Origin of the sequence: Chitinophaga alhagiae, from assembly GCF_003568665.1 — a bacterium.
GTDB lineage: Bacteria > Bacteroidota > Bacteroidia > Chitinophagales > Chitinophagaceae > Chitinophaga > Chitinophaga alhagiae.
In genome coordinates, this window is sequence record NZ_QXMH01000004.1 from 27,604 (window position 1) to 42,931 (window position 15,328).

Below are 15,328 nucleotides of genomic sequence, written 5' to 3' on the forward strand. Positions count from 1 at the left end.
CACCGGCGCAGCGAATGATCATATAAGCCCGCTGGCGCGTCAGCGGGCCCAACACAACAACAACAACACACATGCACCACCTCAGACTAACAGCCCTGCTGCTGCTCTCGCTCTGCCTCACCGCTGCGGCGCAGCAAAAGCCGAACGTACTGTTCATCTGCATAGACGACCTGCGGCCCGATTTCGGGTGTTATGGCAACAAGGAAGTACATTCTCCCAATATAGACGCATTTGCCGCCGGGGCGGTGGTGTTCAACCGGCAGTACGTGGCCGTGCCTACCTGCGGCGCGTCCAGGGCCGCCCTGCTCACCGGCCGCTACCCGCGCACAAAAGTGGCGCTCAGCAACGACGCCGCTGAAAAAACGATCACCGGCAAGCCCCGCGGCGAAAAGCCGGAAACCTTCATTGAGAACCTGCGCCGCAATGGCTACTATACCGTAGGCATCGGCAAGATCAGCCACTCCGCGGACGGGTATGTTTATCCCTACACCGCGCCCCGCGGCAACGAGCTGGAGCTGCCCAACAGCTGGGATGAAATGCTGATGGACGCCGGTAAATGGGAAACCGGCTGGAACGCCTTTTTTGCCTATGCGGACGGCTCCAACCGCCAGAGCAGGAAGGGCGAAGTAAAACCATATGAAGCAGGCCCCGGCGGGGATGATGCTTACCCTGACGGGCTTACGGCCGCGCTGGCCGTCAAAAAGCTGAAGGAGCTGGCCGGTAAAAAACAACCCTTCTTTCTCGGTGTAGGATTTTTCAAACCGCACCTTCCCTTCAACGCGCCGGAAAAATACTGGAAGCTGTATGACGAGTCCCGCATTTCGCTTACCCCTTCTCCCGGCATCCCCGCTAATGTAAGCACCGCCAGCCTGCACCCCAGCGCAGAGTTCAAGTCTTACAAGGCGGGAGACGAAAAACCTTCCCTGGAAGGCCCGGTATCTGACGCCTACGCCCGCAAGCTGCGCCATGCCTATTACGCCGCCATCAGCTACATAGACGCACAGGTAGGCAAGCTGCTGGCCGCGCTCAGGCAGAATGGGCTTGACAAAAACACCATTGTGGTGATCTGGGGAGACCATGGCTGGCATTTGGGAGATGACCTGGTATGGGGCAAACACACCATCTTTGAATGGTCTCTCCGCAGCGCCCTACTGGTAAAAACACCGGGCATGCAAGGCGGCTTTACCTGCGAGCGGGTAGTGAGCGCAACAGACATCTACCCCACTCTCATGGAGCTGTGCCGCGTGAACACACCGGTAGCAACAGACGGCGCCAGCTTTGCACGGCTGCTCACGGCTCCCAACGCGGCGCCTGACTGGCGGGACGTGGCCTACAGCTACTTCAGGCAGGGCATTACCGTACGCACGCCGCGCTACCGCCTCACCAAATATTTCCGTACGGAAGCGCCCACCGTAGAGTTATACGACCACCAGGCAGACCCGTACGAAAACCGGAACATAGCGGCGGAACAACCGGCGCTGGTGGCCGAGTTGATGAAGGAATGGGAAAAAGGGAACACCGGTGTGTTCGGGCAATAAAACCCGCAGAATAGCTGCATCCGGCACTCATCAAAAACGCAGGCCGCAGAATAGCTGCATTCGCCACCCACCAAAACGCAGGCTGCAAAATAGCTGCATCCGGCACTCACCAAAAACGCAGGCTGCAGAATAGCTGCATTCGCCACTCACCAAAACGCAGGCTGCAGAATAGCTGCATCCGGTACTCATCAAAAACGCAGGCCGCAGAATAGCTGCATTCGCCACCCACCAAAACGAAGGCTGCAGAATAGCTGCATCCGGCACTCACCAAAAACGCAGACCGCATAACAATGTAAAGCCCCGGCACAAAGACGCCGGGACTTTACATTGTTTACATTTGTATTATTATTTCAATATACCACCCCGCGGCTGGCAACTTGCCACCATTTGCCGAAAGTATCGTCAAAACCCCTTTTCAGCCCCTTTTCAACCCGTTCTCCCACCTTCACGACCCATTGACCCCAACCGTCACAAACGCCCAAAATGAGGCACATAAAGCAAGAAAACACAAAAAACCCGTTCACCCTGCTGACATCCTCCTGCCATCCTTCGGTGATTGTTCGGTGTTGTTCGGTGCCAGTACGGGTTTGAGGGTGTTTAACCGAAGGTTGACCGAAGGATCACCGAACAGTAGCCGTACGTTGACGTTTTGGGCACAGCGCACAAGTAAATACACAATATTGTAAATAAACTATCAACTTTTTATCAATCCCCCACCTGGATAACCATCAATGCTGAACGCACCCTCATCCGCTGCAAGCAGCGCATCTCCCGTCACTCAAACTTGAAGGCACGCCCCAATATCCCCCCAAAACCCACGCGTACGCCTACACGCGTATCCGCCTGGCTCTGGTAACCGGCCACCACATCCACCCGTATCACTTTGAAAATGTTTTCCAGGCCGGCAAATACTTCCACATAGTTATTGGCGCGGTTCACGTAGAACGCATTGGAACCTGCCACCAGGTTCCATTTGAGGCGGTTGAACAAGGGTATCTTGTTGGTCAGCAGGCCGTTGAAGTGGTGCTCCACATTGGCCGTAGCGTAAAAGCCCGCGGACGTGCTGTACTGGTAATATGGCGCCAGCTGGAAACTGTTCACGTACTTGATGTTGTAAAACGTCTGGTTGCCGTTGAAATGCTGCAGGTCAGGGATGCTGACGGACCGGTTGTTGAAGAAACCGCCGGCGGAAAGGTTGTACTGCAAGGCGCCCAGCAGCTTGAAATTCATATCGTCCCGCACGCTGAATTTCCATTTGTCAAAATCACCGTCTATAAAACCCTTGGTGTATTGCAGCGTGAAGGTGGGGTATTTGGAACCGATGGCCTGTTTGTAACGCGGGTATTCTATGAAGCGCTGGCCGGGCTGGTAACGCAGGGTGCCTGATACGGTCAGCACCTGCTCCCGTTCAAAGGGAATGGCGGCCAGCTCCTGCGGGTGGTTGGGCGTAAAGGTTTTGCGGCTGTCTTTGAACACCACAAAGTCTGTAGTGTTCTCTACCGGTAGGCGGTTCTCGTAATTCACTTCGGCGCTCAGGTACATGGCGTTCTGGAAGTTGCGGGAAAACTGCGCCCGGGTGAACCAGGCTTCGTACAGCTTCATATAGTTCTCTTTCAGCAACAAGGTGTACAGCGAGTTCATGATGGGGCCAATGGGGTTTTCCCGGTTGAACTGCAGCACTCTTTTGCCGCCTTCCAGCGTCCACACGTTGCGGGAGCCGAAGCCGTCTTCGCTGTTGCCGAAGAGGCGCAGGCCCGTGTAGGCGTTGAGGTGGGTGTTGCTGAAACCGTAGCGCACATTGTTGGTCCAGGTGAGCACGCGGCGGCGCGGCAGGCTGAAGCTGACGCTGGGCTCAATGGCCAGGGACACGCCTTCTACCGTATTGTAGCTGAGGCCGCTGAGCAGGGAGCGCATGTTGAAACGATGGACTTGTATGGCGGTGTCCCGCCTGAAGTACCAGGTATGGCCCCAGCTGTTCAGCAGCACGTCCTGCACAGACACTTGCTGCGGCTTTTTACGCAGGGAATCCAGGTGGTAACGGGAGCGGGCGGAATCCCGCCGCACCTGGGCAATGCTGTCTTTCACCTTGAAGTCACGCGCCTCGTCCGCCTCCAGCGGTACAGGGCGTATGCTGTCCCAATATTGCAACCCGCGCTGCGCCGCGTCTTTTTCATACTTCATGATCACCTTGTTGAAAAAGCCTTTCGGGAACACGGGGTGGAGGTTGTAGTTGGAATATACCTGCACGGAATTGCCCACCACGTCAAACCCGAACATCTTCAGGGCCAGGTATACCACCTGGTCTTTGGTGCGCCATACTTCCGGCGTAACGGGTACGTGGGTTTGCCGTATCACCAGCGTGTCCAGCAACTCCAGCTGGTACTCTTTGGTGAGCATCAGGTCTGTGCTGTGAATGCGCCAGTCGTCTTCCGTAATAAAAATATACCCGGCAAACAGCGGTTCGTATTTACGGCGGGGCATCACTTTTATTTTGTTCACCAGCTTGTTATCGTCCATAAAAGACCCTTCCAGCCGGTACCGGTAATAAAAGATGGCGTTTTCGGAAATGGGGGAAATAAAACCGCGGGGGCCCAATTGGGAGGTAATGGCTTCCACGTTATTATCATAAAAACTGATGGTGGCGGGAATGCTGAAACCCAGGCCGCCGCCGCTCTGGCGGCTGGAGATCACGTCCAGCTTGGTGTTGGGGGCTTCGTAAGACACACGGGTAACGGATTCTGACAGCCCGAAGATGCCCTTGCCCGTAGAGTCTACCCCTACATCTTCCGTATCTATTTTCTTGCCAAATACCTTTTTGGGCATCTTCCGCATTTTGGCCTGCAGTTTCATGTACGTGTCTACCGTGTATTTTTTGACCTGCTGCTGGTAAAAAGAACGTTTTTTGATAGCCTGGCGGATGATGGCATAGGCAGGGTCTTCCCCACCGGACCTGATGACCACTTCCCTGATCTGCATGCTGACCGGCTGCAGCACAAAGTCTGCCTGTACCTCCGCCCCTGCGGCCTGTACCGGCTTTTCCTCCTTTGTATAGCCCATGTACTGGCAAACAATGGTATAGCTGCCGGCGGCTACTTCCAGGTGGTACACACCGTCTGCGTTGGTGGTTACGCCGTTGGTGGTGCCCTTGATCATGACGGTGGCAAACGGCAGGCGCTCGCCCTTCTGGTTGGAAACGGTGCCCCTGATGAGGGTGGCGCGGGTTTGAACAGCAACAAACAAAAGCAGGGAAAGGAGTAGATATCTCATCATATATCAAAAATAACGGATGCCCCTACACGGTATGCGCGCCTGCCGGTGTTTTAAAGCAACTTTAACAAGTGCGGCGCTCCCTGCGGCCGCCATCTTTTGGCAGGCGCCGGCAAGCCATGATCTTCTTTCAAACGGCCTGTTTATCCGTTGCAGCGATTCCGGGAAATAACCGTTCAGTTTATTTCAGGCGCGCCGGGCGGGTTTCCGGTACCGCAACACAGCCGCTGAAAGGGCGCTGAGCGCCCCTACTATGCCGCCCAGCACCGCGGTGATCACTATCAGGAGGCCGGGTGACGGCGATTGAAGAATGAGGTTGGCCATGCGGGTAGCCAGGATGTGGCCGTTGCGTATGTCCATCACGGTGGCCAGCGCGCCCCACAGCAGGAAAACGGCCAGGAAGCCGCTGAGAAAGGCTTTGCCGGGCGGCTGCGGGTATAACAGGGCTATTACGAACGCGGCCAGGGCCACGCTCCACCAGTCCAGGAAAATGCCCAGGATGTAACCCAGCACGGCCGTCAGTAATAGGGAGAGGATAAAACGCATAGAACAGACAATATAATTTAAACAGTACACAATTTAAAGAATCCTGGAAATATGGGGCAGGTGATGTTAGGGGTGGCAAAACAATACCGGGCGCAACATCAGCGCGCTGCGCCCGGTATTCATTTATTTACTGGCGTCTAACGCCTGCTCAATATCCTGCAGAATGTCTCCCGCATGTTCCAGGCCCACGGAAATGCGGATGAGCCCGGGCGTGATGCCCACGTTGAGCCGCTCCTGCTCGCTGAGCTTGGCATGCGTGGTGGATGCGGGGTGAGAGGCAATGCTGCGGCTGTCTCCCAGGTTGGCGGTAAGGCTCAGCAGCTCCAGCTTGTCCAGGAAGCGGCGCCCTCTTTCCAGCCCGCCTTTCAGCTCAAAGCATACAATGCCGCCGCCGCCCGTCATTTGTTGTTGGGCAATGGCGTACTGCGGGTGGCTGGGCAGGTAGGGGTATTTCACCCATTCCAGGCTGGCGTTGCCTTCCAGCGCGGTGGCCAGCGCCAGGGCGCTGCCGGAGTGGCGCGCCATGCGCACGTGCAGGGTTTCCAGCGCGCGGCTCAGTACCCAGGCGTTGAAGGGAGACAGGGCCGGCCCGGTGCTGCGGCAAAAGGCGCGCACCTCGTCCACCAGTTCCCTGCGGCCCAGCACAATACCGCCCAGCACGCGCCCCTGCCCGTCTATCCACTTGGTGGCGGAATGCGTTACAAGGTCTGCGCCCAGGGCAATCGGCTTTTGCAGCGCGGGGGTGGCAAAGCAGTTGTCTACGTTCACGATCACGTTATGCCGCTTCGCTATTTTCACCAGCGCCTCCAGGTCTATCAGGTCAAGGCCCGGGTTGGAGGGCGTTTCCACGAAGATCATTTTTGTATTGGGCCGGATGAGCGCTTCCACGCTTTCCGGTTGGGTCAGGTCGAAGTACGTATGCTCAATGCCCCACTTCGGTAAAAATTTGGTGATCACGGTGTGGGTGGAGCCGAATACCGAGGCGGAAGACAGCAGGTGGTCTCCCGTTTTCAGGAAGGCCATGAAGCTGCCGAATACGGCGCTCATGCCGGACGCGGTGGCAAAACCCGACTCCGCCCCTTCCAAGGCGCACATGCGGTCTGTAAATTCCTGTACGGTAGGGTTGCTGAAACGGGAGTAGATGTAAGCGTCCGTTTCATCCGCAAAGGCGGCGCGCATAGACTCCGCGTCTTCATAACAGAAGCTGGAGGTCAGGTACAGCGGGCCGCTGTGTTCCATATGTGCCGTGCGTTCGGATTGTATCCTGATGGCTTGTGTTTCAGGATGCCAGGTTGGTTTGTTCCTTCTTTTCTTCATGCGCTTGCTTTGAATCTGCCTATTGATTGAGCTTTATTTCCCAGGTGAGGCCGGTTTTGCCCTGGCGCAGCGTTTCCGCCACGGAGCAGTATTTGTTCATGGACAGCTCCACCGCGCGGGCCGCCTTGTCCGCATCTATGTTGCCGGTGAGGTGGAACACGATGTGCGCTTTTTCCCAGAGAGACGGTTCTTTGCCCTTTTCCCTTTCCGCTTCTATCTCAATGCGGAGGTCTTTGATCTCCTGGCGCTGCTTTTTCAGGATCATCACCACGTCAATGGCGGAGCAGCCGCCCAGGCCCATGATGAGCATCTGCATGGGGCGTACCCCGTTGTTCTTCCCCCCGTTCTCTACGGACGAGTCCATCAAAACCTTGTGGCCCTGCTCGTCCACCGCCTCCATGTTGAAACCGTCGTCTATTCTCTGTAAAGCGATCTTCATATGCGTTTGCTGATTTATTGGCAAATTTACTGGTAAACCGGTAAAATAATAAATAACCGGTACTATTATATGACAAGCCGCATTCATACGCCATAATTAGTTACATGTAATTTGTAATTCGTATCTGACTTTTGTAGGTTTGCGCAAATTTTGTTAGCAGGTGCCATTGCAAACCTTCCATAGCCATCAACCATTTACGCTCGAGTCCGGCGCGGTGCTGCCGGGGCTGGAAATTGCCTACCATACTTACGGAACGCTTGACCGGCATGCCAATAACGTGGTGTGGGTATGCCATGCCCTTACCGCCAATGCTGACGTGGCGGACTGGTGGCAGGGCCTGATAGGCGAAGGGCGGGTCATAGATCCTGCAAAACATTTTATTGTCTGCGCCAACATACTCGGCTCCTGCTATGGCAGCTCCGGGCCGCTTTCTGTGAACCCGGCCACGGGCGCGCCCTGGTACCGCACCTTTCCGCAGGTCACCATCCGGGACATTGTGCGCGCGCACATGCTGCTCCGCAAACACCTGGGCATAGAACAGGTACAGCTGCTGGTAGGCGGCTCCATGGGCGGCTACCAGGTAATGGAATGGGCGCTGATGGAACCGGAGCGCATAGGCAGGCTCTTCCTCCTTTGCACCGGCGCGGCGGAAAGCCCCTGGGGCATTGCCGTGCATACCGCGCAGCGGCTGGCCATTGAGGCAGACGGCAGCTGGGAAGAAGCGCAGCCCCAGGCAGGCGCCAAGGGCCTCAAGGCGGCCAGGGCCATTGGCATGCTCACCTACCGCAACTACCACACCTTTGTGCGCACCCAAACAGACCCCGACAAGGAAAAAACGGACCACTTCAAGGCATCGTCCTATATTCTCTATCAGGGAGACAAGCTGGTGAAACGTTTCAACGCCCAAAGCTACTGGCTGCTCACCAAAGCCATGGACAGCCATAATATAGCCCGGGGCCGGCACGAAGAAGTGATGACCACCCTGCGCCAGATCACCCAGAAAACCCTGCTGATCGGCATCACCAGCGATATTTTATGTCCGCCGGAAGAACAAGTGCTGCTGGCCACCCACATGCTCAACACCATTTACCACGAAATAGACTCCCCTTACGGCCACGACGGGTTCCTGATAGAGTTCGAAAAAATAGGCCGCATACTGGCCGGGTTCCTGGAAGAGGAATAGTTATATCAGATTTATTCAGCACTTTAATTGACTATTAATCAATACATTAATAGATTTTTTTTCGTTTATCCAAAAAACCCTTAACTTCTGGGTATAATTTAAAAACGGTTACAACCGCCGCGCGCGCCTCACGTGAATTTTGCTTACATTTAATTAAAGCATTATCTAAACACCTTTTCGGATCAGCCAAATCTCCTCATTAAATTCTACTGTATGAAATGCACTTTACGTATGCAGTGCCTGCTGTTTGTAATGTTGCTGGCAACATGGCAAACCGGCCGGGCCCAAACCCAACACACGCTTACCGGCACTGTTGTTAACTCCTCCACCGGCCAGGGCATGCCTGGTGTAACCGTTTCCGTAAAAGGGGCCGCCACCGGGGCCGTTACCAACGCCAGCGGCGAGTTCAGGTTCAACACCACCCGCTCCCTCCCGCTCACGCTGGTATTCTCCTATGTAGGCTTCAAATCCCAGGAGGTGGCGGTGACCGATGCCGGGCAGGCCGTGAACGTACAATTGGCCTCCACCGAAATACTCGGGCAGGAAGTAGTGGTATCCGCCAGCCGCGTTACCCAAAGCATCCTGGAATCTCCGGTGTCTATTGAAAAGCTGAGCACGCGCGCCATCCGCGAGGCCCCGGCTCCCAGCTTCTATGATGGCATCACCAACCTGAAAGGCGTGGAAAGCAGCGTGCAGAGCTATACCTTCCGCTCCATCACCACCCGCGGCTTCAATGCCAACGGCAACACGCGCTTTAACCAGTTTATTGACGGGATGGACAACCAGGCCCCCGGCCTCAACTTTTCCGTAGGCAACATTGTGGGCATTTCCGAGCTGGACGTGGAAAGCGTAGAGCTGCTGCCCGGTGCGGCATCCGCCCTGTACGGCGCGGGCGGCATCAACGGCACGCTGCTCATGAACAGCAAAAGCCCCTTTGACTACCAGGGCCTCAGCGTGCAGCTGAAAGCCGCCATCAACCACGTAGGCCCCTCCCCGCGCGGGTCTGTAGGTTTTATACCGGATATTTCCGCACGGTACGCCAAGGCCTTCGGCAAATTCGCCTTCAAGGTGAACGTGGGTTATATGCAGGTGGAAGACTGGCAGGCCGTAGACTCCACCAACTTTGACCGGCTGGGCCTCAAGACCAAACCCGGCTACAGCCACCGGGACGATCCCAATTACGATGGCATCAACGTATATGGAGACGAGATCAGCCAGAACATGCAGTCTGTAGCCAACGCCGTACTGGCGCAGGGCCGCGCCGGGTACATTGCCCAATACATGGCCGGCTCCGGCGGCGTGCCGCCGTCTGAAACGCAGATCGCCAACTTCCTCTCCACCAACGCCACAACGCGCCCCTTCTTCCTCGGCATGGCCGGCGGTGTTATTCCCAACTCCAACGTATCCCGCACCGGCTACAACGAGGTGAACCTGGTAGACTACGGCGCCAAAAGCCTGCGTACCAGCACCGCCCTGCACTACCGCTTCCATTCAGACCTGGAGCTGATAGCCCAGGCCAACTGGGGCATGGGCACCAGCGTGTATACAGGCACAGACCGTTACTCCCTGAGCAATTTCAACCTGGGGCAATATAAACTGGAGCTGCGCGGCAAAAACTACTTCCTGCGCGGCTATACCACGCAGGAGCGCTCCGGCGAGGCGTACAACGCCACGGCCCTGGCCTCTTTCATCAATGAAGGCTGGAAGCCCAGCCAAACCTGGTTCCCCCAGTATGTGGGCAACTTTGTAGGCGCCAAATCACTCGGCGCCAGCGATGAGGCCGCCCATGCCGCCGCCCGCGCCGCGGCGGACCAGGGGCGTTTTGCCCCCGGCAGCCCGGAGTTTGCCGCCGCCAAGGATTCCATTTCCAAAAAATACATCGGCGTGGGCCCCGGCAAAAACGGGGCTAAGTTTGACGACAAGACCAACCTTTACCATTACGAAGGCATGTACAATTTCTCAGACCTCATCAAAATATTTGAATTGCAGGTAGGCGCCTCTTACCGCCGCTACGCCCTCAACTCCGGCGGCACCATTTTCGACGATGCCAACCGCGAGATCAAGATAGACGAGTACGGCTCCTTCCTGCAGGTAGGTAAAAAGTTCGCCAATGACCGCATCAAGCTCACCGGCTCTGTGCGTTTTGACAAGAACGAGAACTTTGAAGGCCGCTTCACACCCCGCTTCACCGGCGTGTTTACCGTGGCCAAAGACAATAACATCCGCCTTTCTTACCAGACCGGTTTCCGCAACCCCACCACCCAGAACCAGTACATAGACCTGCTGGTGCGCGCCCAAACCCGCCAGATAGGCGGCATCCCCGAGCTGATCAACAAATACCAGCTCAACACCAACGAGGGGTATACGCAGGAAAGCGTACAGCGCTTCCAGCAAACGGGCAACGTGGCGGACCTGCAGAAACACACCTTCACGGAGTTCAGGCCGGAAAGCGTGCAGGCGTACGAAGTGGGCTACCGCGGCCTCATCAAGGGCAGGCTGCTCATAGACGCCTATTATTACTACAACGCGTATAAAGACTTCATCAACACCATTGTACTGCTGCAAACGGCAGACGGTACGCCCGCCGGCCTGGCCAGCGCCAATATTTTTGCCACCGTGGTGAACAACCCGGAAAAAGTAGTGACCCAGGGCTGGGCGTTGGGGCTTGACTACGTGGTGAACACCTGGAACGTAAGCGGCAACGTGTCTTACAACGACATGACGAAGAAACCCGCCAGCCTGTACAACGATTTCAACACGCCCAAGGTGCGTTTCAACCTGGGCCTGGGCAACCGCAACGTGTACAAGAACATCGGCTTTAACCTGAACTTCCGCTGGCAGGACGAGTACACCTGGAACTCTACCTTTGGCGTGAACGAAGTGCCCGCCTACAGCACGCTTGACGGGATGATCAGCTACCGCATCCCCACCGCCAAAACCACCATCAAGCTGGGCGGCTCCAACCTGCTGAACAAATATTACGAGACCTCTTTCGGCAACCCGAGAATTGGCGCCGTGTACTACCTCAGCCTCACGTTTGACGAGCTGTTCAGATAACCTCCGGTTCCTGTTTATTTGCCATAATAGCGAAGGCCCCCCGGTTATCCGGGAGGCCTTCTGATTTTGTTGTAACCCTCATGATCGCTCATGGGTATCTTTGGTCTATACGTTGAAGCGGAAATGCATCACATCCCCGTCGTTCACAACGTACTCTTTGCCTTCAATGCGTAAACGGCCGTTATCGCGGGCGGCGGCCTCTGAGCCGTACTTCACGAAATCTTCGTAAGAGATCACTTCCGCCTTGATAAAGCCTTTTTCAAAATCCGTATGGATCACGCTGGCCGCCTGCGGCGCTTTCCAGCCATGGTGAATGGTCCAGGCGCGCACTTCCTGCACGCCGGCCGTAAAGTAGGTAATGAGGTCCAGCAGCTTGTAGGTAGAACGGATCAGGCGGTTCAGGCCCGGCTCCGTAAGGCCGTATTCGGTAAAGAACAGTTCCTTGTCTGCCGGGTCTTCCATTTCCGTGATCTGCGCTTCAATAGAGTTGTTCATCACGATCACTTCCGCTCTTTCAGCCTTTACGGCCTCTTTCAGCGCTTCGGAAAATTTGTTGCCGGTGAGCAGGGAGGCCTCATCTACGTTGGCCACATACAGTACCGGCTTTTCGGTGAGCAGGAAGAGGTCTGCAATGGCGTTGCGTTCTTCCTTGCCCAGGCCCAGCTCCCGGATGTTCTTGCCTTTTTCCAGGTGCTCCTTGCAGCGTTTCAGTACCTCAAACTCGGCTTTGGCCTTGGGGTCACCGCCGGTTTTGGCCATCTTTTCCGTGCGCGCTATCTTCTTTTCCACGCTCTCCAGGTCTTTCAGCTGCAGCTCGGTATCAATGATCTCCTTGTCTGATACCGGGTTAATGGCCCCTTCGTCACGGAGAATATTTTCGTCTTCAAAACAGCGGATCACATGCACAATAGCGTCTACCTCACGGATGTTGGCCAGGAACTTGTTGCCCAGGCCCTCTCCCTTGCTGGCGCCTTTCACCAGCCCGGCAATGTCTACGAACTCAATGGTGGTAGGCACCGTGCGGTTAGGCTTCACCAGCTCTTCCAGCTTGGAGATGCGCTCGTCAGGAACGTCTACCAGGCCCACATTCGGCTCAATAGTGCAAAAGCGGTAGTTGCTCGCCTGCGCCTTGGCACTGTTGGAAACTGCGTTGAACAATGTTGATTTTCCTACGTTCGGTAATCCTACAATTCCTGCTTGTAAAGCCATTTCTTCAAAAATTTGCGCGAAGATAACACATTCCCGCTTATGATTTGCCAGTTACAGGTTACGAATTATTTCTTTTTGTTATTTAATTATTTATTTATTTCGTCAGTAATTCCTTATTTTCCGCCGTTATTCCCTATTTTGTTCCGCAATAATTTGTAACTGACTGCTATGGCATTAAATTATGTTTGGATCGCCTTTTTCGTGATAGGGTTTATAGTGGCGCTCTACCGGTTCATTTTTGAGGGAGATACGAAGATCTTCGGGGAAATGATCACGGGCACCTTCGAGAACGGGAAAACGGCGGCCGAAATAGCCATCGGGCTTACAGGGGTGATGACCTTCTGGCTCGGCATCATGAAGGTAGGTGAAAAAGCGGGCGTAATAGAAAAGCTGGCGCAATGGGTGAACCCGCTGTTTTCCAGGCTCTTCCCCGGCATTCCCAAAAAAGACCCCGCCATGGGCTCCATTGTGATGAACTTTTCCGCCAACGCCCTGGGGCTGGACAATGCCGCCACCCCCATTGGCCTCAAGGCCATGAAAGAACTGCAGGATATCAACCCGGATAAAGATACCGCCAGCAACTCGCAGATCATGTTCCTGGTGCTGAACACCGCCGGCATCACCCTCATCCCCACCTCCGTAATGGCCGTGCGCTTGTCCATGGGGGCGGCCAACCCGGCGGATATTTTTATACCCACCATGCTGGGCACTTTTATCTCTTTCATATCCGGCATTGTAGCCGTGGCCATGGTACAGCGCATCAACCTGTTCCGCCTGCCCGTGCTGGTATTTGTGGGCGGCTTCCTGCTGCTCATGTTCGGCATCTACACCTGGATGCACAATATGCCCTCTGACCAGATAGCCGCATACACGGCCACCGTGGGCGGCATCATGATATTTGCCGTGCTGCTGGCTTTCATACTGATGGGCGTCAAAAAAAAGATCAACGTATACGAGACCTTTATAGATGGCGCCAAGGAAGGCTTCACCACCGCCGTGATGATCATCCCCTACCTGGTGGGCATACTGGTGGCCATTGGCGTGTTCAGGGTAACCGGCTGCCTGGATTTTATCACCAACGGCATTGCCATGGCCGTGGCCGCGCTGGGCCTGAATACGGACTTTGTACCCGCCCTGCCGGTAGGGATCATGAAAACCTTCAGCGGCGGCGGCGCCAGGGGGCTAATGGTGGAAGTGATGCAGACCTACGGCGCGGACTCCTTCCAGGGGCGCATGGCCTGCATCCTGCAAGGCTCCACGGAAACTACTTTTTATGTGCTGGCCGTTTACTTCGGCTCCGTGAATATCAAAAAAACAAGACATGCCCTTGCCTGTGGCCTGGTGGCCGATGTAGTGGGCGTAGTAGCGGCCATTCTGATAGGATATTTCTTTTTTCACTAACCATTAACTGATGCAAGAACGAAAACCATTACATGAAGACTGGGTTGCCGTGATACTGGCCTTTGCCAGCATTGTGCTGATCCTTGTGGGGCTGCACCCCGCCATGCCCAAATTTTCCTGGAGCAGCGGCGGCGAGCTGATGGAGCAGCTCGGCAACGGCTCCAACCTTTCCCGCATGGGCGGCCTCTTCCTTTGGATGCTGGGCAGCCTGGTAGCCGCTTTTCTGCTGGGCGGTAAAAAACTGAGCGGCGGCCTGGCCACGGGCCTGCTGGCCATTATGATCATTTCCATGTTTGCGCAGGTGATCACCGGCAACACCTGGGTGCGCGACCTGGGTATTGAAATTGTGCTTTTCAGCCTGCTGCTGGGCCTTTTTATCAGCAACGTAACCGGCCTGCCGGAATGGATCAAACCCGTGCTGCAAACGGAGCTGTTCATCAAAACCGGCCTGGTGCTGCTGGGCGCCGGCATTATTTTCCAGGAAATACTGAAAGGCGGCGGCCTGGGGGTTTTACAATCCGTGGTAGTGGTGTTCACCGTATGGTACACCACCTTCTGGTTATGCAAGAAGTTCGGGCTGGACGATGAGTTCCGGATGATGATCTCCAGCGCGGTGAGCATCTGCGGCGTATCTGCCGCCATTGCTACTTCCGGCGCCATTGAGGGAGACAACAAGAAACTCAGCCATGTGATCTCCCTGGTGCTGATCGTAGCCATCCCCATGATGATATTCATGCCCTACATTGCCAAATGGATGGGCATGACCCCCGAAGTGGCGGGCGCCTGGCTGGGCGGCACCATAGATACCTCCGGCGCCGTGGTGGCCGCGGGCACCATGCTCGGCGAAGAAGCGCTGAAATACGCCACGCTCGTGAAGTTCTCGCAGAACGTGCTGCTGGGCGTAGCCGCTTTCTTCATTTCCATCTGGTGGACGTATTCCAAAAAAGAGACCAACCAGCCCAAACCGGGCCTGCGCACCATCTGGGACCGCTTTCCCAAATTTGTGCTGGGTTTTGTGCTGGTATCGCTCGTATTCTCCTTCATACTGCCGCCAGACACGGTAAAGGCCGTGAAAGGCAACATCAAGGACCTGCAAACCTGTTTCTTTGCCCTGGCTTTTGCCTGCATAGGCCTGGAAACCAGGTTCACCGATATTTTCAAAATGGAGAATGGCCGCCCGGCCATGGCCTTCATTATTGCGCAGCTGTTCAACATACTGGTAACGCTGGCCATGGCTTACCTGATATTTGGCGGCGTGCTGTTCGGCAAACCGTAAATACAGGGCAGCCAATAACAAAGAAGCGGCCCCGCACAGGCGGGGGGCGGGGGTGTTGGGGGGACGGGGTGGTAACCGGCCCAACGATAGGCCGT

The 15,328-nt window shown here is 55.6% G+C and carries 10 protein-coding genes; 5 read left to right on the plus strand and 5 right to left on the minus strand.

Translation table 11 applies throughout. The features are described 5' to 3' along the window. The first annotated feature begins 71 nt into the window (after window positions 1-71). Window positions 72-1,538 carry a sulfatase gene (locus D3A97_RS19395; protein ID WP_119080213.1) on the plus strand — a complete coding sequence of 489 codons (1,467 nt, stop codon included), beginning with the start codon at window positions 72-74 and terminating at the stop codon, window positions 1,536-1,538. A gap of 774 nt (window positions 1,539-2,312) precedes the next feature. On the opposite strand, the gene D3A97_RS19400 is transcribed toward D3A97_RS19395, so the two are convergent. The 4 genes from D3A97_RS19400 to D3A97_RS19415 all read right to left on the minus strand — a co-directional run bounded on the left by D3A97_RS19400 (window position 2,313) and on the right by D3A97_RS19415 (window position 7,107). Next, window positions 2,313-4,808, minus strand: a complete 2,496-nt coding sequence (locus D3A97_RS19400; RefSeq protein ID WP_119080214.1) for a DUF5686 and carboxypeptidase regulatory-like domain-containing protein — start codon at window positions 4,806-4,808, stop codon at window positions 2,313-2,315. 183 nt (window positions 4,809-4,991) lie between these two features. Continuing rightward, complete coding sequence (locus tag D3A97_RS19405) at window positions 4,992-5,351, minus strand: hypothetical protein (RefSeq protein ID WP_119080215.1); 360 nt, start codon at window positions 5,349-5,351, stop codon at window positions 4,992-4,994. Window positions 5,352-5,474: 123 nt separating this feature from the next. Then, window positions 5,475-6,668 (minus strand): trans-sulfuration enzyme family protein, encoded by a 1,194-nt coding sequence (locus tag D3A97_RS19410; protein ID WP_119080216.1) that lies wholly within the window; start codon window positions 6,666-6,668, stop codon window positions 5,475-5,477. A gap of 19 nt (window positions 6,669-6,687) precedes the next feature. Further along, the gene (locus D3A97_RS19415; protein WP_119080217.1) at window positions 6,688-7,107 is read right to left on the minus strand and encodes an OsmC family protein; all 420 of its coding nucleotides are present in this window, start codon (window positions 7,105-7,107) and stop codon (window positions 6,688-6,690) included. 160 nt (window positions 7,108-7,267) lie between these two features. Here D3A97_RS19415 and metX point away from each other — a divergent pair, with 160 nt between their 5' ends. Together metX and D3A97_RS19425 are read left to right on the plus strand one after the other, a co-directional pair. Continuing rightward, a complete protein-coding gene (metX, locus tag D3A97_RS19420) occupies window positions 7,268-8,290 on the plus strand; it encodes a homoserine O-acetyltransferase MetX (protein WP_232826023.1) in 1,023 nt (340 codons plus the stop codon). A 213-nt stretch (window positions 8,291-8,503) separates the two neighbouring features. Next, entirely contained in the window at window positions 8,504-11,347 is a 2,844-nt protein-coding gene (locus D3A97_RS19425) for a TonB-dependent receptor (protein WP_232826024.1), read from the plus strand. Between the two features lie 105 nt (window positions 11,348-11,452). On the opposite strand, the gene ychF is transcribed toward D3A97_RS19425, so the two are convergent. Then, a complete protein-coding gene (gene ychF, locus D3A97_RS19430) occupies window positions 11,453-12,556 on the minus strand; it encodes a redox-regulated ATPase YchF (protein WP_119080220.1) in 1,104 nt (367 codons plus the stop codon). A 168-nt stretch (window positions 12,557-12,724) separates the two neighbouring features. On the opposite strand from ychF, the gene D3A97_RS19435 reads away from it, so the two are divergent. Next, on the plus strand, window positions 12,725-13,957 hold the full coding sequence (locus D3A97_RS19435; protein ID WP_119080221.1) for a nucleoside recognition domain-containing protein: 1,233 nt from the start codon (window positions 12,725-12,727) through the stop codon (window positions 13,955-13,957). Window positions 13,958-13,967: 10 nt separating this feature from the next. Further along, a complete protein-coding gene (locus D3A97_RS19440) occupies window positions 13,968-15,233 on the plus strand; it encodes a YeiH family protein (protein WP_119080222.1) in 1,266 nt (421 codons plus the stop codon). Window positions 15,234-15,328: the final 95 nt, after the last annotated feature.

What these genes read in the sequence shown, in the direction of transcription:
- D3A97_RS19395 (WP_119080213.1), top strand. Translation starts at nt 72, where the DNA reads ATGCACCACCTCAGACTAACAGCCCTGCTGCTGCTCTCGCTCTGCCTC.
- D3A97_RS19400 (WP_119080214.1), bottom strand. Translation starts at nt 4,808, where the DNA reads ATGATGAGATATCTACTCCTTTCCCTGCTTTTGTTTGTTGCTGTTCAA.
- D3A97_RS19405 (WP_119080215.1), bottom strand. Translation starts at nt 5,351, where the DNA reads ATGCGTTTTATCCTCTCCCTATTACTGACGGCCGTGCTGGGTTACATC.
- D3A97_RS19410 (WP_119080216.1), bottom strand. Translation starts at nt 6,668, where the DNA reads ATGAAGAAAAGAAGGAACAAACCAACCTGGCATCCTGAAACACAAGCC.
- D3A97_RS19415 (WP_119080217.1), bottom strand. Translation starts at nt 7,107, where the DNA reads ATGAAGATCGCTTTACAGAGAATAGACGACGGTTTCAACATGGAGGCG.
- D3A97_RS19425 (WP_232826024.1), top strand. Translation starts at nt 8,504, where the DNA reads ATGAAATGCACTTTACGTATGCAGTGCCTGCTGTTTGTAATGTTGCTG.
- ychF (WP_119080220.1), bottom strand. Translation starts at nt 12,556, where the DNA reads ATGGCTTTACAAGCAGGAATTGTAGGATTACCGAACGTAGGAAAATCA.
- D3A97_RS19435 (WP_119080221.1), top strand. Translation starts at nt 12,725, where the DNA reads ATGGCATTAAATTATGTTTGGATCGCCTTTTTCGTGATAGGGTTTATA.
- D3A97_RS19440 (WP_119080222.1), top strand. Translation starts at nt 13,968, where the DNA reads ATGCAAGAACGAAAACCATTACATGAAGACTGGGTTGCCGTGATACTG.